The following is a 21,909-nucleotide window of genomic DNA, read 5'->3' as shown; positions in this document are numbered from 1 at the left end:
ATCGCGACGAAGTACCGCTGATCTACGCTCGGTTGAGCAGGCAGGATCGGCGACGGCGGAAGGGGCCGTGGCAGATGGCCGAGGTGCACAGCGAAGCGAGACGGATCGGCGAAGCGATCCGTCAGGCGCGGGTGTTAAGGCGACGCTCGCAGAAGGATGTCGCCGCCGCGCTCGGCTACCACCAGTCCAAGGTGAGCCGGCTGGAGGGCGGCCGTGGCACGGAGGACATCCGTGTCCTGCGTGCCGTTGCGCAGGAACTCAGGATTCCACCCGAGCAGTTGGGCCTCGCCGCCGTTCGCGATGCCGCCACCGCCGATCCCGAAGCCGAAGAGATGCACCGCCGTACCTTCCTCGCCGTGAGCATCGCAGCGCTCGCGAACCCCGCCACCCCAACCGCCGCCCACGACGACCTGGTCCAAGCCCTTCTGCCTGGCCTCGGCCCGGCGAACACCGGTGCCCCCGTGGATACAACGGTTCTGCGCGAGCGGGTCGGCGCGGCCCGCAGGCTCTTCTACACGTGCGACTACGTGGAACTGGAACGCGCTCTGCCGGACCTGATCGCCGACCTCAGGCTGGCCTCCAGCGGTGTGGTGGACAGCGACGTACTGTCCGCGCTGCTGGCCACTACCTACCAGACCTCGACCAGCCTCCTGCTGAAACAGCACGACCAGGGCAACGCTTGGCTCGCGGTCGGCCGAGCGATGGCCGAGGCCGAACGCTCCGGTGATCCGGTTGTCCTCGCCTCCAGTGTCCGGGTGCAGGCCCATGTCCTGGCCCGCGAGAAGCACACCACCCAGGCCGTCACCCTCGTCCGGCACACGGCCGACCAGCTCACCGGCTCCTACGATCGCCGTTCCCCGAAGTATCTGGCGGCCGTAGGGCTGTTGCTGCTGCGTGGGGTGACCGCGGCCAGCGGCGGTGGCGACCGCACGGCCACCGAGGAGTTCCTCGCCGAGGCCAAAGAGGTGGCACGGTACGTGTCCCTCGACAGTGCCGATGCCTGGGCCAACTTCAGCCCCACCAACGTCGCTCTCCACGAGCTGAGCGCTCTGGTGGCCTTCGGCGACTCCGGGCTTGCTCTCCAAGCAGCCCGCCCGCTCATGCGCCGGCACATCCCTGTCCCCGAGCGTCGTGCCGCTCTGTGGGTGGAGGCCGCCCGTGCCTACAGCCAGCAGGGCCGTCTCTCCGATGGCTACCAGGCCGTGCGCATCGCCGAGACCTGCGCTGCTCAGGACGTCCGCCGCCCCGCCGTGCGCGACCTGGTCGCCGACATGGCTGCCCGCGACCGGCGCCGTACCCTTCCGGAACTGCACCACTTCAGTCGCCAACTGGGAGCCCCCGCGTGACCGAGCCGAACGCCCCGGAGAAGAAGCCCTTCCTGTACGTCGTCGTCTGCGCCTGCGGGATCGCCGGCGACGTCGGCAAGCTGATCACCGCAGCCCAGGAGCGCCACTGGGAGGTCGGGGTCGTCGCCACCCCGCAGGGCCTGGGCTTCCTCGACGCCGAGGCGATCGAGACACAGACCGGCTATCCGATCCGCTCCGCCTGGCGCACACCCGGTGAGCTCCGGCCGCTCCCGCCCGCGGACGCGATCGCGGTCGCGCCGGCCAGCTTCAACACGGTCAACAAGTGGGCCGCAGGTATCTCCGACACCCTCGCCCTGGGCATCCTGTGCGAGGCGTACGGCATGGAAATCCCCACAGCCGTCGTGCCGTACGTCAACGCGGCTCAGGCTGCCCACCCCGCGTACCAGCAGAGCCTGGAACGGCTACGCGGGATGGGCGTTCTGATCGGCTCGTACGAGCCACACAAGCCGAAAGCCGGAGGCGGGGCCGACCGTTACCCCTGGGAGGAGGCGCTGGAACTTCTCGCTCCCCGGCTGTCTGCGCGGGCGTAATCAGCGCCGCTGTCCCTTCGGGGGACAGCATCAAGGCGCTCTCCGAGTTCCTGGGCCACTCGGACCCCGGCTTCAGCTGCGCACGTACACGCACTTGCTGCCGTCCAGCGAGACCCGCACCCGCAAGGCGATCGACGACGCCTTCACGGAAACGGAAACGGGAACGGGAGCCGAGGCGGAAGACGACGGCGACCCGCCTGCAGCCCAGGGCACATCAGTGCCCCGCCGAAACCCATGTGCCCTCAATGTGCCCTGGCCGCCTGACGGCCCCTCCGGGGACATGAAGAAGGCGAGGTCCGAAGACCCCGCCCGCCACCACCAAAACCCCGACTCAGGGCCAGACAAGGCAGTACGGCTGATGCCCCGCCTCATGCAGCCGATGACTGAAGTCCTGCCACTCGTGCAGCAGTTGATACACGTTGTACGCGTCTCGCGGCCCCCCGCGGTCCGGCACCGTGGACCAGATGAACGCCGCCGCGCCCACCGCCTCCTCGCCTATGCCCCGTAGCGGGTCGACGACGGTCATCGGGAGTTTCACGACCGCGTAGTCGGGGTGCAGGACGACGAGTTCCAGCGGGGGCACCTTGTTGAGGGGGACGCCCTCGATGCCCGTGAGGACCATCGCGGCCATCGTCTCGGGCTTGATCTTGGTGAACATGCCGTTCATGCCGAGTTCGTCGCCGCCGAGTTCCTCGGGGCGCATCGAGATCGGGACGCGGGCTGCCGTGGCGCCGTCCGGAGCGCCGAAGTATTTGTACGTCACCCCCACCCGACCACCATTCCGACCGCCGTTCCCGCTCGCCGCCCGGAGTCGCTCGACCCGCCGGTCGAGGCTCTCGGGCACACCGTTCGATCCCATGCCCAGCCCGGGAACCGTGCTCTGGCCAGGAACCGTGCCCTGTCCCGCACCCGTCCCCTGGCCAGGCCCCATTCCCTGGGCCTGTGCCTGCCGTGCCGCTTCTGCCGCCGCTTCCTCCACGTCGCGTCGGTGCCTTCCCCGCCGGGCACGTCGAGGACCCAGGTCGTCAGTCCCCTCGCCCAGTCCGCCACCGCGATGCATATCTCCACCCGACTGCTGTTCTAGGACGCGCGAGCCCCGTCGCGCAACCCGATCATCGTGTCAGTGACCTCCCCCACGTCCGCCCGCCGAAACGTGCGTTGAAACACCTGTCCGCAGGATCTTCGCAGCCTCTGAACACCATCGTCTGCCCATCGTCCATATGTACGGCCCGATGAGCTGCGTGTCTCTGTGTCCGTGTGTGTGTCCGCTCCCAGTTTCGCAGACGGGCGGGGCCGACGCCCCCCTGTCGGGCCGCCTACTCTGAGGGGGTCACTGGCAACCGGAGTCCGAGAAGTCGGAGAAGTCGCAGGTCATGAGCGAAACGTCTAGCGGGGCAGCCAGCGGAATGGCGAGTGGGTTGCCCTATTCATACGAAGCGCCCGTCTCGCAGGGCCTCTTCGACCGTGCGACGGCCGTCACACCCGGCGGCGTCAACTCGCCGGTGCGTGCCTTCCGCGCCGTGGGAGGCACACCCCGGTTCATGGTGTCGGGGCGTGGCCCGTATCTCACCGACGCCGACGGGCGCGAATACGTCGACCTGGTCTGTTCCTGGGGCCCGATGATCCTCGGGCACTCCCGCCCGGAGGTCATCGCCGCCGTCCAGGACGCCGTCTCGCGCGGCACGTCCTTCGGTACGCCGGGGGAGGGCGAGGTCGCTCTCGCAGAGGAGATGGTCGCCCGTATCGACCCCCTCGAACAGGTGCGGCTCGTGTCCAGCGGGACCGAGGCGACCATGTCCGCGATCCGGCTGGCCCGCGGATTCACCCGGCGCGCCAAGGTGATCAAGTTCGCCGGGTGTTACCACGGTCACGTCGACTCGCTCCTGGCCGCCGCCGGGTCCGGCGTCGCCACGTTCGCGCTGCCCGACACCCCCGGCGTCACCGGTGCCCAGGCCGGCGACACGATCGTGCTCCCCTACAACGACCTCGGCGCCGTGCACGCCGCCTTCGCCGCGCACCCCGGCGAGATCGCCTGCCTGATCACCGAGGCGTCCCCGGGCAACATGGGCGTCGTACCGCCGCTGCCCGGCTTCAACCAGGGGCTCAAGGACGCGTGCGCGGCCAACGGCGCGCTCTACGTGTCCGACGAGGTCATGACCGGGTTCCGTACCAGTCGGAGTGGCTGGTACGGGATCGACGGCGTTCGGCCCGACCTGATGACCTTCGGGAAGGTCATGGGCGGTGGGTTCCCCGCCGCCGCCTTCGGGGGGCGCGCCGACGTCATGGCCCACCTCGCTCCCGCCGGGCCCGTCTACCAGGCCGGCACCCTCTCCGGTAACCCCGTCGCCACCGCCGCCGGGCTCGCCCAGCTGCGGCTGCTCGACGAGGCCGCGTACGTCACCGTAGACGCGGTCTCCGCGCAGCTCCAGGGGCTCGTCGGCGAGGCGCTGGGCAAGGAGGGCGTCGCGCACACCGTGCAGAACGCCTCCAACATGTTCTCCGTGTTCTTCACGGACCGGCCGGTCCGTGACTACGAGGACGCGAAGACGCAGGAGTCGTTCCGCTTCACCGCGTTCTTCCAGTCGATGCTGGCGAACGGGGTCTATCTCCCGCCCTCGTCCTTCGAGTCCTGGTTCGTCTCCACGGCGCACGACGAGCGGGCCATCCAGAAAATCGCCGACGCCCTTCCGGCGGCGGCCCGTGCGGCGGCGGAGGCCACGGCAGCATGAGCGAGATCAGCAACGACGTCAGCAACGACCTCAACAGTGGGACGAACAGCGACATCACCGTCGTACACCTCATGCGGCACGGCGAAGTCGCCAACCCCGAAGGGGTGTTGTACGGGCGGCTGGAGGGCTACCACCTCTCCGAGCTGGGCCGGCGGATGGCCGACCGGGTCGCCGAGCACCTCGCCCCGCGTGACGTGACGTATGTCTGCGCCTCCCCGCTCGAGCGGGCGCAGGAGACGGCGACGCCCATCGCCAAGGCGCACGGGCTCGATCTCGCCTCCGACGCGCGGCTCCTGGAGGCCGAGAACGTCTTCCAGGGCAAGACCTTCGGCGTCGGGGACGGGGCCCTGAAGCGGCCGGAGAACTGGAAGCACCTGGTCAACCCGTTCAAGCCGTCCTGGGGGGAGCCGTACGTCGATCAGGTCGTACGGATGATGGGGGCGCTGGACGCCGCCAAGGACGCCGCCCGTGGGCACGAGGCCGTGCTCGTCAGTCATCAGCTGCCGATCTGGATCGTGCGCAGCTATGCGGAACGGCGCCGGCTCTGGCACGACCCGCGCAAGCGGCAGTGCACGCTCGCCTCCCTCACCACCTTCACCTACCGCGGCGACAAGATCGTGTCGGTCGGTTACACCGAGCCCGCCCGCGACCTCGTCCCGGCCCATCTCCTCGCCGGCGCCAAGCCGGTGAAGGGGAAGGACAAGGCCTTCGGGGCCTGAGCAGACCTGGCCGGCCCCGATCAGCCTTGCCCGTCCCTGACCAGGCAACACTTCGGACACCGTCGTCACCGTCGTCACCCCGAGAGCTCGGTGACACAGCTGTTGCAATTGTTCCGAAGCGCGTGACAACGACGGGAACCTCCCCGTTCGTCGTTCCCTCTCACTGTGTGAACCAGCTGTGAGTACGACGAATGGGGATCCCATGCACGGCAAGAACGGTGACGCTGAAAGCGTCGGCGTCGGCCTCGGTGGCTTCAGCCGACGGGGTGCGATCGGCCTCGGCCTCGGTGCCGCCGCCGTTCTCGGTGCCGCCGGCTGCGGAACCGTACTGGGAGAAGGGTCGAGCGGGTCCGGAGGCTCCTCCGGTGACCGGCCTTCCGGCAAGCCGTCCCGCCCCGGCCACACCGCCCCCGCCGCCAGGCCCATCGGTGACGGCTCCACCTCGTTCACCGGAAAGCAGCCCCACCAGCCCGGCAGGCCCGTGCCCCTGGAGGCCGGGCAGACCCCGCCGCAGTTCGTGATCTTCTCCTGGGACGGCGCGGGGGAGGTCGGCAACGGACTCTTCCCGCGCTTCCTGGACCTCGCGAGGACGCACGGCGCCCACATGACCTTCTTCCTCTCCGGGCTCTACCTCCTCCCCGAGTCGCAGAAGCGCAAGTACCTCCCGCCGAACAACGCCCCCGGCGCCTCCGACATCGGCTACCTCACCGACGACCACGTCAAGGCGACCCTCACCAACGTCCGGCAGGCCTGGCTCGACGGGCACGAGATAGGCACCCACTTCAACGGTCACTTCTGCTCCGGCCACGGCACGGTCGCCAACTGGACGCCCCAGCAGTGGCGCAGCGAGATAGCGCAGGCCAAGGGCTTCGTGAAGGAGTGGCGCACCAACACCGGGTGGACCGACCTGCCCGCGCTCCCCTTCGACTACGACAAGGAGCTCATCGGCGGCCGTACGCCCTGTCTCCTCGGCCAGAACAACCTGCTGCCCACCGCCCGCGCCCTCGGCTGGCGCTACGACGCCTCCTCGCCCGGCGGCCGGCAGGTGTGGCCCACGAAGACCGGTGGCGTCTGGGACCTGCCCCTCCAGGCGATACCTTTCCCCGGCCACCAGTTCGAGGTCCTGTCGATGGACTACAACATCCTCGCCAACCAGTCGATCAACTCGACCAACGCCCCCGCGTACAACTACCCGGCCTGGCGCGAGCAGGCCACCGGCTCCTACATCGCCGGTTTCCGGCGGGCGTACGAGACGAACCGGGCCCCCTTCTTCGTCGGCAACCACTTCGAGCACTGGAACGGCGGCATCTACATGGACGCCGTCGAGGCCGCCCTCAAGCACATCGCGCGGGAGAAGGAGAAGGGCGAGGACGTCCGCCTCGTCTCCTTCCGGCAGTTCGTCGACTGGCTGGACGTACAGAAGCCCGAGGTGCTGGAGAAGCTGCGGACCCTCGACGTCGGGCAGCAGCCGGCGGGTGGCTGGAAGGGATTCCTGGCCGACCCGCAGAGCACCGCGACCGCGGGTGCCGAAGGGGCCGGAAAGGCTGCCTGAAATGCGGGTTCGCTCAGATTGGCCTCTCAGCGCGCACGCCGGTCGTACCAAGCGGCCTGCTTGTCTGCTGGGGGTCCGGGGCCGTCCCCCGGGATGGCGCAGTGGCCCGCGAGGGGGGTGCGCAAGATCCTCGGAACGGACATGCGAAACTTTTCACATGAGTGTCGCCAGCCGCGTCTCCCTCCTCCTGGACCGCCCCCCGAACCGTCCCCGTGGCCATGTCCGTAGCCGCCGGGCCGCCCTGTTCACCGCCGCGGTCGCCGCCTCCGCGCTGGCCCTGACCGCGTGCACCTCGGGCGGTACGTCCGGGGGCTCCGGCGACACCAACTTCGTCACCGGCGACGGCGGCATCGCCACGGTGGCTCAGGGCAAGCGGATCGCCGCCCCCGACCTCTCCGGGCCGACCATCGACGGCAAGCAGCTCGACGTCGCCGACTACAAGGGCAAGATCGTCGTCATCAACATCTGGGGTTCGTGGTGCGGGCCCTGCCGCCTTGAGGCGAAGAACTTCGTCGCGGTCTCCGCCGCCCTCAAGGACCAGGGAGTCCAGTTCGTCGGCATCAACACCCGCGACACCGAGACCCGTCCGGCGGTCGCCTTCGAGAAGCAGTACGGCGTCACGTTCCCGAGTCTGTACGACCCCACGGGCAAGCTGATGCTCCGCTTCAAGAAGGGCACGCTCAACCCGAAGGCGATCCCCTCCACGATCGTCCTCGACCGGGAGGGGAAGATCGCCGCCCGCGCGCTCCTGGCGCTCAGCGAGGACAACCTCCGCAAGATGATCGATCCCGTCCTCGCGGAGAAGTGACGTGAGCGGGATGTCCCAGGTGCCCGACCTCGTCACGCTCGCCGCCTCCGTCACCGAGCCCAACAAGACCGTGATGAACGGCGCCCTGATACTGGCCCTGCCGATCGCCCTGCTCGGAGGCCTCGTCTCCTTCTTCTCGCCGTGCGTGCTGCCCCTCGTACCCGGCTATCTGTCGTACGTCACCGGCGTCACCGGCACCGATCTCGGCGAGGCCCGCCGGGGGCGGATGGTCGCCGGGGCCTCGCTCTTCGTGCTCGGGTTCACCGCGGTGTTCGTGTCCACGGGGGCCCTGTTCGGGTACTTCGGGCAGACGCTGCAGGAGCACCAGGGCACGCTGTCCAAGGTGCTCGGCGTCCTGATGATCCTCATGGGCGTCTTCTACATGGGCATGATGCCCTGGCTCACCCAGCGCGAGTTCCGCTTCCACAAGAAGCCCGCCACCGGACTGGTCGGCGCCCCCCTTCTCGGCGCGCTGTTCGGCATCGGCTGGACGCCCTGCATCGGCCCGACCCTCGCCTCCGTCAACAGCCTCGCCTTCGACCAGGCCAGCGCCGGGCGCGGCGCCGTACTGACGGTCGCCTACTGCGTAGGCCTCGGTGTCCCCTTCGTGCTCGCGGCTGTCGCTTTCCGTAAGGCGCTCGGTGCCTTCGGCTGGGTCAAGCGCCACTATGTCTGGGTCATGCGCATCGGCGGCACGATGATGATCCTTACCGGTGTGCTGCTCCTTACCGGCGCGTGGGACCGTCTGGTGCAGGAGATGCAGACCTGGTCCAACGGCTTCACTGTGGGGATCTGATCGATGAGCAAGACCACCGGCACCGGCAGCACCGGCAGCACCCCTGTGCCTGTGCCTGCCACTGTCCCCGCGCCCAAGGACAGTGACGACCAGGACCTCGGCGCCGCCGGCTCCCAGCTGTCCACCGCCCCGCAGGAGGAGGCGCCGGGACTGCCCTCCATGGGTGTCATCGGCTGGGCCCGCTGGTTCTGGCGGCAGCTCACCTCGATGCGGGTCGCGCTGCTCCTGCTGTTCCTGCTGTCGCTCGGGGCGATCCCCGGCTCGCTGATCCCGCAGTCCGGGACCGACGAGACCAAGGTCGCCGACTTCATCCAGCGGCACAGCTTCCTCGGGCCGCTCTACGACAAGCTCGGGCTGTTCCACGTGTACAGCTCGGTGTGGTTCTCGGCGATCTACATCCTGCTGTTCATCTCCCTCATCGGCTGCATCGTGCCCCGCACCTGGCAGTTCGTGGGCCAGCTGCGCAGCCGCCCGCCGGGCGCGCCCCGCCGCCTGACCCGGCTGCCCGCGTACACGACGTGGCGTACGGAGGCCGAGCCCGAGCAGGTCCGCGAGGCAGCCCTCGTACTGCTCAAGAAGCGCCGCTTCCGGGCCCATCTCGCCGGGGACTCGGTCGCCGCCGAGAAGGGCTATCTGCGCGAGGTCGGCAACCTCGCCTTCCACATCGCGCTGATCGTGATGCTGACCTCCTTCGCCTGGGGCCAGCTGTACAAGTCCGAGGGCAACAAGCTGATCCTCGAAGGCGACGGTTTCTCCAACACGCTCACCCAGTACGACGACTTCAAGTCCGGCACCCTCTTCGACACCGACGACCTCGACTCCTTCAGCTTCACCCTGAAGGACTTCAAGGGCACGTACGAGGTGTCAGGGCCCAACCGCGGCACCCCGCGCACCTACGAGGCCGACGTCGACTACAGCGTGGGCGCGTACGGCAAGGACAGGAAGCGCACCATCAAGGTCAACGAGCCGCTGGTGATCGGCGACTCGAAGGTCTACCTCACCGCCCACGGCTACGCGCCCGTCCTCACGGTCCGCGACGGCAAGGGCGACATCGTCTTCGACCAGGCCGTCGCACTCCTTCCCCTCGACTCCAACGTCACCTCCTCCGGTGCGGTCAAGGTCATGGACGGCTACCGCGACGCCAAGGGCGTCGAGGAACAGCTCGGTATCCAGGCCTTCTTCCTGCCCACCTACGTCCCGGGCAACGAGGTCGCCTCGCAGTTCCCCGCGCTGGAGAACCCGGTGCTGAACCTGGCGCCGTACCACGGCGACCTCGGGGTCAACGCGGGTCTCCCGCAGAGCGTGTACCAGCTCGACAAGACCCATATGAAGGCCTACAAGGACGCCAAGGGCCAGCAGGTGCGCGAGAACCTGAAGCCCGGCCAGACCATGCAACTCCCGGGCGGCGCCGGCTCGGTGACCTACGAGGGCACCCAGGAGTGGGCCAACTTCCAGGTCACCCGGCAGCCCGCCGCCGACTGGGCGCTCGGCGGCGCGATCGTCGCCATCTTCGGCCTCGCCGGCTCCCTGTTCATCCGGCGCCGGCGGGTGTGGGTGCGGGCGGTGAAGGGCTCCGACGGCGTCACCGTCGTCGAGATGGGCGGCCTCGGCCGCAGCGAGTCCGCCAAGCTGCCCGAGGAACTCGGCGACCTCGCCGGAACCCTGTACGACCAGGCGCCGGGCGCGCCCGATCCCGAAACCCCCGACCCCGACTCCGATACTTCTGCCGTACCTGCTGAAGGGGCTGAGAAGTAAATGTCCGCTCTCGCCACCGCGACCGACCTCGCCCACGCGACGACTCTCGCCACCGCGACCAACGAGCACCTCGCGAACATCAGCAACACGCTGATCTACTCCGCGATGGCCGTCTACACCCTGGCCTTCTTCACCTACATCGCCGAGTGGACCTTCGGCAGCCGCAGCAAGATCAGCCGCACGGCCGCCGCGCTCACCGCGAAGCCGGCCGGGGCGGCCGGTGCGAAGGCGCCGGAGGTGACCGTCAAGAACGCCGGCGGGACCGCCGTACTGGAGCGGCCGAAGGTCGTCGTGCGGGCCGCGGCCGGGGCCCGGGACGTGCCGGACGGGCCCGGCGCCCATGGCGGGGACGAGCAGGGCGACCTGTACGGGCGTATCGCCGTGTCCCTCACGGTGGTCGCGTTCCTCGTGGAGTTCGCCGGGGTGCTGGCCCGCGCGCTGTCCGTGCAGCGGGCGCCGTGGGGCAACATGTACGAGTTCAACCTCACCTTCTCCACCACCGCCGTGGGCGTGTACCTCGTCTTCCTCGCGCTGAAGAAGGACATCCGCTGGCTCGGCCTGCCCCTGGTCACGAGCGTCCTGCTCGACCTCGGCCTCGCCGTCACCGTCCTGTACACGGCGAGCGACCAGCTCGTCCCTGCCCTCCACTCGTACTGGCTGTACATCCACGTCTCCACGGCGATCCTCTGCGGCGCCGTCTTCTACGTGGGCGCGGTCGCCACGATCCTGTACCTCTTCAAGGACTCGTACGAGAACAAGCTCGCGTCCGGCGGCAAGCCCGGCACCTTCGCGACCTCCGTCATGGAGCGGCTGCCCGCCTCGGCGTCCCTCGACAAGTTCTCGTACCGGATCAACGCCGCCGTCTTCCCGCTGTGGACGTTCACGATCATCGCGGGCGCGATCTGGGCGGGCGACGCGTGGGGCCGCTACTGGGGCTGGGACCCCAAGGAGACCTGGGCGTTCATCACCTGGGTCGCCTACGCCACCTACCTGCACGCCCGCGCCACGGCCGGCTGGAAGGGCCGCAGGGCCGCGTACATCGCCCTGATCGCGTTCGCGTGCTTCCTCTTCAACTACTACGGCGTCAACATCTTCGTCACCGGCAAGCACTCGTACGCGGGAGTCTGAACAGGCCCGACAGGGGTCACGACGGCGGCAGGCAGTCTTCTTTCGGGGGCTTGCCCGTCGGCCAGGCGATCTCGACGAAGCGGGCGTGCCGGTCGGAGGTCAGTTCCACGATCGGTACGGCCTTGTCGTACGGGTTGCCGTAGTTGTCCAGGCAGATCCAGCCGCTCGCGCCGTTCACCCGCCCCGACGAGCCCTTGATGAGCGTCCACTCGTCGCCGACGTCGGCGAGTGTGGGCGCGCTCTGTCCGCTGGGCGTGGCCTCGCGGATGCCCTCGACGGTGAGCCGCATCGCGTCGTACGCGATGATGAGCTGACCGTCCTCCAGGTCGATGGTGCCGATGGGGGAGGGCTTGTCGCTCTTGGCCTCCTTGTTGGCCCGGGCGGCGCTGAGCAGTTCGTTCAGGTCCTGGGCGTCCGCCGCCGAACCCCCGGTCTTCGGAGGGTTCCTGAGCCAGGCGTCCGGGTGGGCGAGGGCGCTGTAGCGCACCGAGATGCTGCTCTTGAGGGCTTCGGCGTCGAGCTTCTTGTCGCCGGTGAGATACGAGGCGTCGTCCCCGGTGAGGATGGTGAACGCCCTTTGCATACAGCCGCGTTTGCCGAGCGCGTTGATGAACTGGCGCAGTTGGGTGTGGCGTCCGGCGAACAGGATGGTGTTCACGCCGGGCGCGGTGTCGCACACCAGCTCCCTGATCTGCCGGAAGTCGTTGGCGGTGGTCCCCTCCTTGGTGCGGTCGGTGAGCGGGGTGAAGGGCCACGGCTGGTAGCGCGAGCCCGTCAGCAGCTTCTCGAACGACGCCTGGAGGGTGAGCGTGTACGGGTCGCCCGGATCGTCGTACACCAGCACCGCCTTGTCGGCCGCCACGTTGGCGAAGGAGGCGAGCGCACGGGCCTCGTCGGTGTTGGTGGGGGCGGTGCGGGCCAGCCCCGGGAAGGGCTTCAGGCCCCCGGGGCTGCCCTGTTGGCCGTTGGCGAGGCTGTCGGCCGTGATGGACGTGCCGACGACGGGGATACCGCGCCTCGTCAGCTCCCTCACGGCCCGGGTGTTCTCCTCCGTGCTCAGCCCTATCCCGGTGACCGCGCGCAGCCGGTCCGAGGTCGTCGTCATCCGCTCCAGCTGGTCGACCGTGTGCTCCCAATGGGCGCCGGTACGGCCCGGGTTGGCGAGCACGAGCCGGATCGGCGGACCCTCGCCGTTCGCGTCGTGGTTCACCTTCCACCTTGCTTTCGGGCGGGGTGCCTGGTGCTTCAGGGTCGGGGCGAATGCCCGCTGCCGTGTAGTGGGGCAGGGATCGCCGAATCGCCGCCAGCGTGATTCGGCGCCTCACTCGACTCGGCGGCGCGGCGCACGACTGCGATCAGCCACGAGTTCAGGGAGCGGTCGTCGGCGGACGCGGCGGCCACGGCCAGCTCGTGCACGTCATCGGGGAGGCGGAGGTTCACATGCTTTGTCATGGTCCCATTCTGACACCGGACCCAATTCGATGCTAAGATGGGACCATGTCCAGGTTTCGCATGTACCCGACGACTGCCCAGGAGGCGGTCATGCGTGAACACTGCGCGCACGCCCGGTACGTGTGGAACCTGGCCGTTGAGCAGCACTCGTACTGGTGCAAGGGCCGCAGGGCCGCACCCGGTTTCGCCGAGCAGTGCCGCCAGCTCACCGAGGCCCGGCGGGACAACGAATGGCTGGGTGCCGGGAACGCGGACGTGCAGCAGCAGGCACTCAAGGACTTCGCACAGGCCAAGAACGCGCGGTTCACGTCCGGGTTCGGCGAGCCGACCTGGCGTAGGAAGTACCGGCACGAGGGCTTCCGGGTCATCGGCACCGACCGCGTGCCGGAGTTCGAGGTGAACGGCTCGCCGAAGGTGAACGCGAAGAGCGGCAGGCAGGTCATGGGCCGCTCGGTGGTGGTGCGGAAACTCAACAGGCGGTGGGCGCAGGTGAAGGTTCCCGGCTGCGGCTGGGTCCGCTTCCGCCTCACCCGTACCGCGCTGCCCAGCGCGAAGACGTTCCGGATCACCTGGCGCAACGGACAGTGGCACGCGGCGTTCGCAATCGTCCCCGAGCCGATCGGCGCCCCCGGTACGGGTGAGGTCATCGGCATCGACCGGGGCGTGACGATCACGGCCGCGCTGTCCGACGGCCGGAAGCTGAACTGCCCGCAGCTCACGGTCAGGGAACGGGCGCAGGTGCGCAAGCACCAGCGGCGAGCAGCCAGAGCACCCAAGGGCAGCGAGGCCAAGACCGCCGGGTACGCCAAGGTTGCCAAGCTCAAGGCGCGAGAGGCCAACCGGCGCAAGGACTGGTGCGAAAAGACGAGCACGACATTCGCCCGCACCTACGACCTGGTGCGGTTCGAGAAGCTCAACATCAAGAACATGACCCGCTCGGCGAAGGGCACCGCCGAGCAGCCCGGCAAGAACGTGCGTCAGAAGGCCGGACTGAACCGGGCCATCCTCGCCCAGGGCTGGGGCATGCTCCGCCGGCGCACCGAACACAAGGCCCCCGGCCGGGTCGAAGACGTCCCCGCCCCCTACACCAGCCTGCGATGCAGCGCCTGCGGATGGATCGACAAGAACTCGCGCAAGAGCCAAGCCGAGTTCTGTTGCTCCTCCTGCGGCTTCACCTGCAACGCGGACACCAACGCAGCAAACAACGTCGCGGCAGGACAGGGCGGGATTCCCCGCCCCCGGCGAACAGCCGGTGCCGGAGGGACGACACCGCCCACACAGCGGCCGAGCGTTCGTGAACCCCAACCCAACCGGGTTGAAATCCCCCTCTTTTAGAGGGGGAGGATGTCAATGGGCGAGATAGGCGTCCTGGAGTCCTGGAGGAGCTCGTGCAGCACATCCCCGAGATTGTCCGCGTCGGTCGCGGTGAACGGCTCGAACAGGCGACGGTGACATAGCTGTCTTGGCCGTCCTTGCTGCCTTGGCTGTCGCTGCCGTCCGTGAGGGAGTCGTTCTCGCGGTCGATCGCCCTGATCATGTCGGCGAGTCTCAGTCGACCGTGATCGAGTCCAGCTGCCCCCGCAGGTAGACATGCGAGTCGAAGGCCTCGTAGGCGACCCGGCCCACCGGCGCGGGTACCGACTCGACGATCGTGCCCGGGGTGCACTCGCCGAAGTAGACGAGGGACATCAGTTCCTCGGCGGGGGAGTCGGCCGGCGGCGGCAGCACCCGGTGGCGGCCCGAGCGCCAGCGGTCGCCGGTCCAACGGGCCATCAGGTCACCGATGTTGATGGTGAACGCCTCGGGGTCGAAGGGCGCGTCCTCCCACCCGCCCTCGTCCGTGTAGACCTGCAGCCCGCCCTTCCCGGCCTGCCGGTCGAGGATGGTGACCGTCCCGAAGTCGGTGTGCGGCCCGATCCGGAACTGCCCCGGTTCCGGCTCGCCGACGACCTCCACTCCCGGATACCAGTTGATGTTGAACCCGTACGTCGGATGGTCCATGTGCCGTGAGAAGAAGTCGGGTTCGAGCCCGAGAGCAGACCCGAGGAGGGTGAGCAGCTCCTTCTCCAGCTCGGCCATCCGGTCGAGATACTCCTCGCACAGCCTCCGCAGCTCGGGCGCCTCGGCGGGCCACACGTTGGGCGCGTACCACTCGGCGTTGACGGCCGGGTCGTCGAAGGGGGCGTGCGTGGCGAAGGTCAGCGACTCCTTCAGGTCCGGCGGGGTCTCCGTACCCTCCGAGTACCCGTTCGCCTCGGCCCCCGGCCCCAGCCATCCCCTCCCGCCGACCTTCGCCGTGTACCGCTCCTTCGCCTCGGCGGGCAGCGCGAAGAAGGCGCGGGCCGCCTCCCGGATACCGGCCCGCAGGGCGGGGTCGACGCCGTGCCCGGTGACCAGCAGGAATCCGGCGGTCTGGAGGGCGGAGTCGACGGTACGGGCGATGGCGGCCCGGGTCTCCGCGTCGCCGGACAGCCAGGGCCGCAGGTCGACGGTCGGGATACGGGGTGCGGCGGGGGTCTGCGCCGACGTGGTGTCACTCACCGATGTCCTCATTCCACAGTGCGGGATTGTTCGTGATGAAGTCGCGCATCATGCCGACGCACTCGGGATCGTCGAGCAGCACGATCTCGACGCCGTGCTCGGCGAGCCAGTCGTGTCCGCCGTGAAAGGTGACGGCCTCTCCCACGACCACCCGGGAGATACCGAACTGCCTCACCAGACCGGAGCAGTACCAGCACGGGGAGAGCGTGGTGACCATGGTCGTCCCACGGTACGAGCGCTGCCGTCCCGCATTACGGAACGCGGCGGTCTCGCCGTGCGTCGAGGGGTCGCCGTCCTGGACGCGCCGGTTGTGCCCACGCCCGAGGAGCGTGCCGTCGGCGCCGTAGAGCGCGGCGCCGATCGGGATACCGCCCTCGGCGAGCCCGGCACGGGCTTCCTCGACGGCGACAGCGAGCCACGAGCGTGCCAGTGCCTGATCCAGCTGATCCATCCGGTCTCCCTGATCCACCTGATCCACCTGTTCCATGTGATCTGCCCGATCTGGCCGACCCGCTCGATCTTCCGGATCCATGGGTTCACTCTCCTTCGGCGGAAACACCGGGGCAACGTGCGGAAAGTACTCTCCGGGCATCCCCCAGCAGGACGAAGTGTCAGCGCCTTGGGAGGCACCCGTGCCCGCACTCACCCTCCGTGAAGTCCTGGCCCTCGACCCGGTCCGCGCCGCCGAGCCCGAACTCCTCGCCGGCGAGGCCGCGTTGGACCGGCCCGTGCGCTGGGTGCACTCCAGCGAGGTGTACGAGGGCGCGAACTTCCTGGACGGCGGCGAACTGCTGCTGACCAACGGATTCGGCCTCACCGACACGGACGAGGAGGTGCGGCGCCGTTACGTCCGCGAGCTGACCGCCCGGGGCGCGGCGGGCCTGGCCGTGGAGATCGGCCGCTCGCTCCCCGCGATGCCGCCCGAGGTGACGGACGAGGCCCGCCGCCTCGGCCTGCCGCTTCTCGCCCTGCGCCGCGTCGTCCCCTTCGTACGCATCACGGAGGCCGCCAACCGCGCGATCGTCGCCCGGGGCCTGTCCGGCCGTACGGTGGTCCGCCCCTGGGGCGACGATCACACCGCCGCCCTGCTCGCCGACCTCGCCGACGGCCAGGCCCTCAACCAGCCCGAGGTCGAGGCCCGCGCCGCCCTCGCCGGCTTCCATCCCGGGCCCGGCGCCCGCCTGATCGGTGTTTCCGTGCACGGCACGCGGGACGTCTCCACGGTCGACCGGGCGGCGCGCACCCTGGGCGGGGCGGTGCTGCGGGCCGCCTTCCCGGGGGACGTACTCGCCCTTGTCTCGGTCCGGCCGGTGCCGGGGGCGAAGACGGGACGGGACCCGGTACGGGCGGTGCAGGACGCCTTCCGCACGGCTGCCGCCGCCCCCGGCCTCACCGTCGCCGTGGGCCACGCCGTCGACGCCGGCAACGGCTGGCTGCGCTGGAGCGAGACGCTGCGCGCGGCCCGTACGACCCTGGAACTGGCACTGACGGTGCCGCCACCGGAGCCGAACGCCCCGCAGGGCCCCCTGGTGACGTCGTCCCGGGCCCTCGCCCTCGAACGAGAACTGACCCGAGGGGGCGTGGACGCCAACCAGGACCGCCTGAGCCGCCTGGTCCAGCACACCCTGGGCCCCCTCCTGGCGTGGGAGGCGGCCCACCCCAGCGACCTGGTCCGCACCCTGGAGGTCCACCTCCGCAACGGCTGCTCACCCACCCGCACGGCGGCCCTCCTCCACATCGGCCGCCAGTCCCTCTACCAGCGCCTGGAACGCATCGAGTCCCTCCTCGGCCTGGAGATCGACGACCCGGACCTGCTGGGCGAGCTGCTCACGGCGGCCTGCGCGTGGCGGGTGGTGCGGGGGACGGGGGCGGGGGCGGGGGCGGGAACAGGGGGTCTGCGGACGGTGGCGTAGGGAGGTGCCCCAGGTGGAGGTGTGGCCCGTACAACCGTTGGTGCGCGCCGTGGGTCTTCTGGTCGATACGGACGACTATCGGTACCTGCCGGAGGAGAAACTCATGGGGACGCACCGTCGGAGTACCCGCGGTAGTACGTGGCCGGGCGCCACGGCGGCTCTCGTCGTCAGCGGCCTGCTGCTGCCCGTGGCGAGCGCACACGCCACGGAAGCGACGGGGACGACCGCGTCAAGCGCCACCGCGGTCATCGTCGATGGCGACCATGTGGTCTATACCGCGGCGAACGGGCAGACGAACAAGGTGTTCTACTGGGTCGGCGGCTATTACTCGGACAACACCGGCCGGCAAGAGATTTCCATCGGTATCGATGACGTCGTGCCGATCGACGCGGGCCCTGGATGCGTGCACCCCGGCGAGGATACGGAATACCCCGGCGACCCGACCAAAGTGCAATGTACGTTCTCTGACGATTTCTCCGCCCCGAGAGCCTACCCGCGGGCGATATTCAACCTCGGTGACGGTAACGACACGTCGCTGAGCAACTTCCCCGACCGTCGCTTCGACGTATACGGCGGCCCGGGCAATGACACGCTGAACGGAACCCGGTACACATCGACCGGCTACCCGAACCCGGCCGGCCTCGGCTTCGAGAACCTCCACGGTGGAACCGGCAACGACCGGCTGACCAACGGCCGCGACATGTACGGCGACGACGGCAACGACACCCTCTCGGCGGGCAACAACATCTGGGGTGGCAACGGCAACGACACCCTCACCGGAACCGCTGCCGTCAACACCCTGAACGGCGGGTCCGGCAACGACACCATCCGTGGAGCGGGGGGAAGGGACTACATCTACGGCCAGGCCGGGAACGACCACCTCTACGGCGGTGCCGGTGACGACGACCTGTACGGCAACAGCGGCAACGACGTGATCTACGGCAACGGCGGCAACGACCGTCTGTACGGCGGCCCCGGCAAGGACTTTCTCTCCGGCGGCCCCGGCAGGAACCATCTGGTCGGCTAGGCCCGCATGATGGCAGGGCCGTCCGGTCGGCATCGGCGGTCATTGGCAGTCATCGGCCGCCATCAGTTGTTCTCGACGTACTCGGCGTACTCGCCGTATCCGTATCCGGTGATCTCGATGTACTCGATGTATTCCGCCAACCGCCCCGCCCCCGCCAGCATCGCCCGCGTACGCCCCGTCAGTGCCTCCCCGCGTGCCGCGACCGCCGTTCGCAGTGCCTCCGTGCCGCCCTCCCGGCGCAGTTCCTCCAGTACCGGGTGGATCTGGTCCAGGGGATAGTGGCTGCGGCGGAGGGTCTGGATCAGGCGGGCGTCGCGGACGTCGTCGGGGCCGAACTGCCGGTAGCCCGTGCCCCGTTCGCGGGCCGGGGTGAGCAGCCCCGCCGCCTCCCACACCCGCAGCGCGGAGGTGCGTACGCCGAGCAGCGCGGCCACCTCGCCGATCCGCAGGTCGGTCGCGGGGGCTGTCGCCTTCGGGGGCCGCCGGCCGGCCAGCGCCTCCAGGGCCTCGCGCGTCGCCCGCAGGGCCGTCCGCTGCTCGTGCAGCCCGGCGTGCGCCGCGTCGACGAGCGCGAGCGCGCCCGGCAGGTCCCCGTCGTGCAGGGTGCGCATGACAGTGGTTGCCGCCAGTGGCCCGTACCCGGGCTGCAGGGCCCGGTAGGTCAGCAACGCGCGGCGGTGTACGTCCCCGAAGACGCGGTATCCCGACTCCGTCCGTGCCGCCGGGGGCAGGACACCCGCGTCCTCGTAGTTGCGGATCTGCTGCGTCGACAGGCCCGACAGCCGGGCCAGGTCGACGGGCCGCAGCCGTACCTCATGGTTCGTCACGGATTTGAAGCTTAGAGGCAGTACGGGTCGAGGTTTACGGCTCAAAGCCTCAACAGGAGCTTCAATGAAAAACTTGAAGGCATGGATGAAGGCTTGGTTGAAGGTACGGCTGACCACCGAACTCCCGTGATGCACATCAAAGGTGCCCGTCTCCACAACCTCAAGAACATCTCGCTCGCGATCCCGAAGCAGAAGCTGGTCGTCGTGACCGGTCTCTCCGGTTCCGGTAAGTCCACGCTCGCCCTCGACACCCTTCACCGGGAGAGCCACCGCCAGTACATGGAGGCGTGGGGCGTGGCGACCGCCGGTGTCAGCCGGCCCTCCGTCGACTCGATCACCGGCCTGTCCCCGTCCGTCAGCGTCGACCAGCGTCCGGCAGGGCGCGGCCCGCGTTCGACGGTCGGTACGGCGACCGAGGTCTTCACCTATCTGCGGCTGCTGTGGTCCCGGATCGGCGTACGCCCGTGCCCCGGCTGCGGGGCGGAGATCCCGCCGTCGTACGCCCACGACCCGGAGGGCGAGGAGGAGTCGGAGTCGGGAGTGGAAGGGGGCGCGGAGGCGGGAGCCGAGGGTGAGAGCGCCGCCGCCTGCCCGCACTGCTCCGCCCCCGTGCCCGAGCTCGTCATGGGCTCCTTCTCCTTCAACAAGCCCGCCGGCGCCTGCCCGTCCTGCACCGGGCTCGGTGAGGTGATCCGGGTGGACGTACGGACCCTGGTCGACGAGGAGTCGAGCGTCGCCGGCGGCGCGGTGCGCGGCTGGCCCAGGCAGCTCGTCGAGCGGAACCTGCCCCTGCTGCGAGCCGCGGCCCGCCACTACGACCTCACCTTCGACACGGACGCCCCGGTGGCCGAACTGGCCTCACCATCAAGGGACTTGCTTCTCTACGGGGTCGAGTCGCCCGAATTCCGCAGGCACCTCCCCGCTCCCGGGATCGAGCCTCCGGCCACCGTCTCGGCGGGCCGCTTCGAGGGTGTCGTCACCGCGTTCATGCGCCGCTACGCCGACCGTGTCGACGACACCGTGTACCGGCAGAAGGCCGAGCGCTCGATGGTGAAGGAGACCTGCGGAGCGTGCGCCGGGACACGGTTGCGCCCCGAGAGCCGGGCCGTCACCGTGCACGGGCTCGGCATCACGGCCGCGTCCCGCCTGCCGCTCGACGAACTCGCCGACTGGGTGGCGGAGTTGAGGGCGTTCTCCACCGGGGACGAGTGGCGGTTCGCCGAACCGGTCGTCGCCGACCTGGAGGAACGGGTACGTCGGCTCGTCGACACCGGGGTCGGCTACCTCACCCTCGACCAGTCGAGCACCAGCCTCTCCGCGGGCGAGTCCCAGCGGCTGCGCCTGGCCGCGCTGCTCGGCTCGGGCCTCACCGGCATGCTCTACGTCCTCGACGAGCCGACCATCGGACTGCACCCCGCCGACACGGCTCGCCTCATCGACGTACTGCGCCGCCTCCGGGACCTGGGCAACACGGTCCTCGTCATCGAGCACGACCTGGACGTGCTGTGGGCCGCCGACCACGTCGTCGACATCGGCCCCGGCGCGGGCCGGGACGGCGGCCGGGTCGTCGCCGAGGGAACCCCGGAGCAGGTGGCGGCGACGGAGGGGTCCGTCACCGGGGCGTATCTGTCGGGCCGGCTCCAGCACCCGGCCCGTAAGCAACGCCCGGATGCAAGCGCGGAGTTGGTGATTCGCGGGGCCCGCGCCCACAACCTCAGGAACGTCACCGTGCGGATTCCGCTCGGGCGCCTGGTGACGATCACCGGACCGTCCGGCTCGGGCAAGTCGACGCTGATACTGGATGTGTTGGGCAGGGCGGCACATCAACGCCTCGACGCGGGAGGGATGTTGTCGGCTGCCTCGGTGTCGCCGGGGGAGCATGACGGTATCGAAGGCTGGGCGCACCTCGACAAGGTCGTGACGATCGACCAGGAGCCGATCAGCCGCCTCCCGCGCTCGAACGCGGCGACGTACGCTGACGTCTTCACCCCGGTCAGGGAACTCTTCGCCGCGCAGGAGACGGCGAGGTCGAGGGGGCTGACTCCGGCCGCCTTCTCCTTCAACGTGCCCGGCGGACGCTGCGAGCGGTGCGAGGGCGCCGGTGTGCTCGCCGTCCACATGCACTTCCTGCCCGCGGTGGACGTGCGGTGTTCGGGCTGCCGGGGCCGCAGGTTCCGGAACGAGGTGCTCGCGGTGCGCTACGACGGGTACGACATCGCCGAGGTGCTGGCCGCCACGGTGGACGAGGCGCTCACCGTCTTCCGGGGCGTACGGCAGATCGCCGCCCGCCTGCAACGGCTCTCGGACGTGGGCCTCGGCTACCTCCCGCTGGGCCAGCCCGCCACCACCATCTCCGGCGGCGAGGCCCAACGCCTCAAACTGGCGAAGGAGTTGGGGCGCCGCGCGACCGGCCGCACCCTGTACCTCCTCGACGAACCGACCACAGGCCTGCACGCCGCCGACACCGCGCGCCTGCTCGACGTACTCCAACGCCTCGTCGACGCGGGACACTCGGTCGTCACGATCGAGCACAACCTCGACGTCATGCGCGCCTCCGACTGGCTCATCGACCTCGGCCCGGAGGGCGGCGCAGGCGGCGGGCTCGTGGTGGCGGAGGGGACACCGGAACAGGTCGCGGAGGCGGCGGGGACTGGGACGGGGACGGTTGGTGGGGCCCGTTCCCGGACGGGCTGGTTCCTGCGGGAGGGCGTACGGGCGATGAGCTGACGACGGATGGCTCGGCTCGGACCGGCCCAGCGCAGTCG

At 69.7% G+C, this 21,909-nt stretch carries 18 protein-coding genes and 2 pseudogenes; 14 read left to right on the top strand and 6 right to left on the bottom strand.

The genetic code is table 11. The features are described 5' to 3' along the window. Window positions 1-74 precede the first annotated feature (74 nt). The 3 genes and pseudogenes from G3I71_RS10290 to G3I71_RS52665 form a co-directional block, all read left to right on the top strand. Window positions 75-1,346: a helix-turn-helix domain-containing protein gene (locus G3I71_RS10290; protein WP_203729827.1), complete on the top strand. Its 1,272-nt coding sequence runs from the start codon at window positions 75-77 to the stop codon at window positions 1,344-1,346. Further along, complete coding sequence (locus G3I71_RS10285) at window positions 1,343-1,897, top strand: flavoprotein (RefSeq protein WP_164313654.1); 555 nt, start codon at window positions 1,343-1,345, stop codon at window positions 1,895-1,897. Before G3I71_RS10290 ends, G3I71_RS10285 begins: the two co-directional genes overlap by 4 nt. Window positions 1,898-1,908: 11 nt before the next feature. Next, window positions 1,909-2,161: pseudogene (locus G3I71_RS52665) on the top strand (site-specific integrase); the annotation flags it as partial. A 67-nt stretch (window positions 2,162-2,228) separates the two neighbouring features. Here G3I71_RS52665 and G3I71_RS52660 read toward each other — a convergent pair. Then, a complete protein-coding gene (locus G3I71_RS52660) occupies window positions 2,229-2,666 on the bottom strand; it encodes a hypothetical protein (RefSeq protein ID WP_006381067.1) in 438 nt (145 codons plus the stop codon). A 637-nt stretch (window positions 2,667-3,303) separates the two neighbouring features. Between G3I71_RS52660 and hemL the strand changes: the two genes are divergently transcribed. The 7 genes from hemL to ccsB all read left to right on the top strand — a co-directional run bounded on the left by hemL (window position 3,304) and on the right by ccsB (window position 11,384). Next, complete coding sequence (gene hemL, locus G3I71_RS10270) at window positions 3,304-4,626, top strand: glutamate-1-semialdehyde 2,1-aminomutase (RefSeq protein ID WP_164313764.1); 1,323 nt, start codon at window positions 3,304-3,306, stop codon at window positions 4,624-4,626. Next, the gene (locus tag G3I71_RS10265) at window positions 4,623-5,345 is read left to right on the top strand and encodes a histidine phosphatase family protein (RefSeq protein ID WP_164313653.1); all 723 of its coding nucleotides are present in this window, start codon (window positions 4,623-4,625) and stop codon (window positions 5,343-5,345) included. The genes hemL and G3I71_RS10265 overlap by 4 nt, the downstream gene beginning before the upstream one ends. Before the next feature lie 202 nt (window positions 5,346-5,547). Then, entirely contained in the window at window positions 5,548-6,897 is a 1,350-nt protein-coding gene (locus G3I71_RS10260; protein WP_164313652.1) for a hypothetical protein, read from the top strand. Window positions 6,898-7,054: 157 nt separating this feature from the next. Beyond that, window positions 7,055-7,705, top strand: a complete 651-nt coding sequence (locus G3I71_RS10255) for a TlpA disulfide reductase family protein (protein ID WP_164313651.1) — start codon at window positions 7,055-7,057, stop codon at window positions 7,703-7,705. A 10-nt stretch (window positions 7,706-7,715) separates the two neighbouring features. Beyond that, window positions 7,716-8,501 (top strand): cytochrome c biogenesis CcdA family protein, encoded by a 786-nt coding sequence (locus G3I71_RS10250; RefSeq protein WP_164313763.1) that lies wholly within the window; start codon window positions 7,716-7,718, stop codon window positions 8,499-8,501. Between the two features lie 3 nt (window positions 8,502-8,504). Then, the gene (locus tag G3I71_RS10245) at window positions 8,505-10,256 is read left to right on the top strand and encodes a cytochrome c biogenesis protein ResB (RefSeq protein ID WP_203729824.1); all 1,752 of its coding nucleotides are present in this window, start codon (window positions 8,505-8,507) and stop codon (window positions 10,254-10,256) included. Continuing rightward, window positions 10,257-11,384 (top strand): c-type cytochrome biogenesis protein CcsB, encoded by a 1,128-nt coding sequence (gene ccsB, locus G3I71_RS10240; RefSeq protein WP_164313650.1) that lies wholly within the window; start codon window positions 10,257-10,259, stop codon window positions 11,382-11,384. Between the two features lie 16 nt (window positions 11,385-11,400). Here ccsB and G3I71_RS10235 read toward each other — a convergent pair. Both G3I71_RS10235 and G3I71_RS10230 read right to left on the bottom strand, forming a co-directional pair. Continuing rightward, window positions 11,401-12,606: pseudogene (locus tag G3I71_RS10235) on the bottom strand (ABC transporter substrate-binding protein); the annotation flags it as partial. A 23-nt stretch (window positions 12,607-12,629) separates the two neighbouring features. Further along, window positions 12,630-12,836 carry an Arc family DNA-binding protein gene (locus tag G3I71_RS10230; protein ID WP_203729823.1) on the bottom strand — a complete coding sequence of 69 codons (207 nt, stop codon included), beginning with the start codon at window positions 12,834-12,836 and terminating at the stop codon, window positions 12,630-12,632. A gap of 45 nt (window positions 12,837-12,881) precedes the next feature. Between G3I71_RS10230 and G3I71_RS10225 the strand changes: the two genes are divergently transcribed. Next, a complete protein-coding gene (locus tag G3I71_RS10225) occupies window positions 12,882-14,171 on the top strand; it encodes an RNA-guided endonuclease TnpB family protein (RefSeq protein ID WP_164313649.1) in 1,290 nt (429 codons plus the stop codon). Between the two features lie 213 nt (window positions 14,172-14,384). Here the strand turns inward: G3I71_RS10225 and G3I71_RS10220 are convergent, their stop codons facing one another. Both G3I71_RS10220 and G3I71_RS10215 read right to left on the bottom strand, forming a co-directional pair. Beyond that, window positions 14,385-15,377, bottom strand: a complete 993-nt coding sequence (locus G3I71_RS10220) for a 2-oxoglutarate and iron-dependent oxygenase domain-containing protein (RefSeq protein WP_343242901.1) — start codon at window positions 15,375-15,377, stop codon at window positions 14,385-14,387. Further along, window positions 15,370-15,828, bottom strand: a complete 459-nt coding sequence (locus G3I71_RS10215) for a nucleoside deaminase (RefSeq protein WP_164313647.1) — start codon at window positions 15,826-15,828, stop codon at window positions 15,370-15,372. Before G3I71_RS10215 ends, G3I71_RS10220 begins: the two co-directional genes overlap by 8 nt. 181 nt (window positions 15,829-16,009) lie before the next feature. Between G3I71_RS10215 and G3I71_RS10210 the strand changes: the two genes are divergently transcribed. Then, a complete protein-coding gene (locus G3I71_RS10210) occupies window positions 16,010-17,290 on the top strand; it encodes a PucR family transcriptional regulator (protein WP_164313646.1) in 1,281 nt (426 codons plus the stop codon). Window positions 17,291-17,393: 103 nt separating this feature from the next. After that, the gene (locus tag G3I71_RS10205) at window positions 17,394-18,317 is read left to right on the top strand and encodes a calcium-binding protein (protein ID WP_164313645.1); all 924 of its coding nucleotides are present in this window, start codon (window positions 17,394-17,396) and stop codon (window positions 18,315-18,317) included. Between the two features lie 62 nt (window positions 18,318-18,379). On the opposite strand, the gene G3I71_RS10200 is transcribed toward G3I71_RS10205, so the two are convergent. Beyond that, window positions 18,380-19,144, bottom strand: coding sequence for a TioE family transcriptional regulator (locus G3I71_RS10200; RefSeq protein ID WP_164313644.1), 765 nt, complete (start codon window positions 19,142-19,144; stop codon window positions 18,380-18,382). 129 nt (window positions 19,145-19,273) lie between these two features. Between G3I71_RS10200 and uvrA the strand changes: the two genes are divergently transcribed. Further along, window positions 19,274-21,871, top strand: coding sequence for an excinuclease ABC subunit UvrA (gene uvrA, locus G3I71_RS10195; protein WP_239149070.1), 2,598 nt, complete (start codon window positions 19,274-19,276; stop codon window positions 21,869-21,871). Window positions 21,872-21,909: the final 38 nt, after the last annotated feature.

The organism is Streptomyces sp. SID12501 (genome assembly GCF_010550245.1).
Classification (GTDB): Bacteria; Actinomycetota; Actinomycetes; order Streptomycetales; family Streptomycetaceae; genus Streptomyces.
This window is presented reverse-complemented; position numbering and strand designations above follow the sequence as displayed.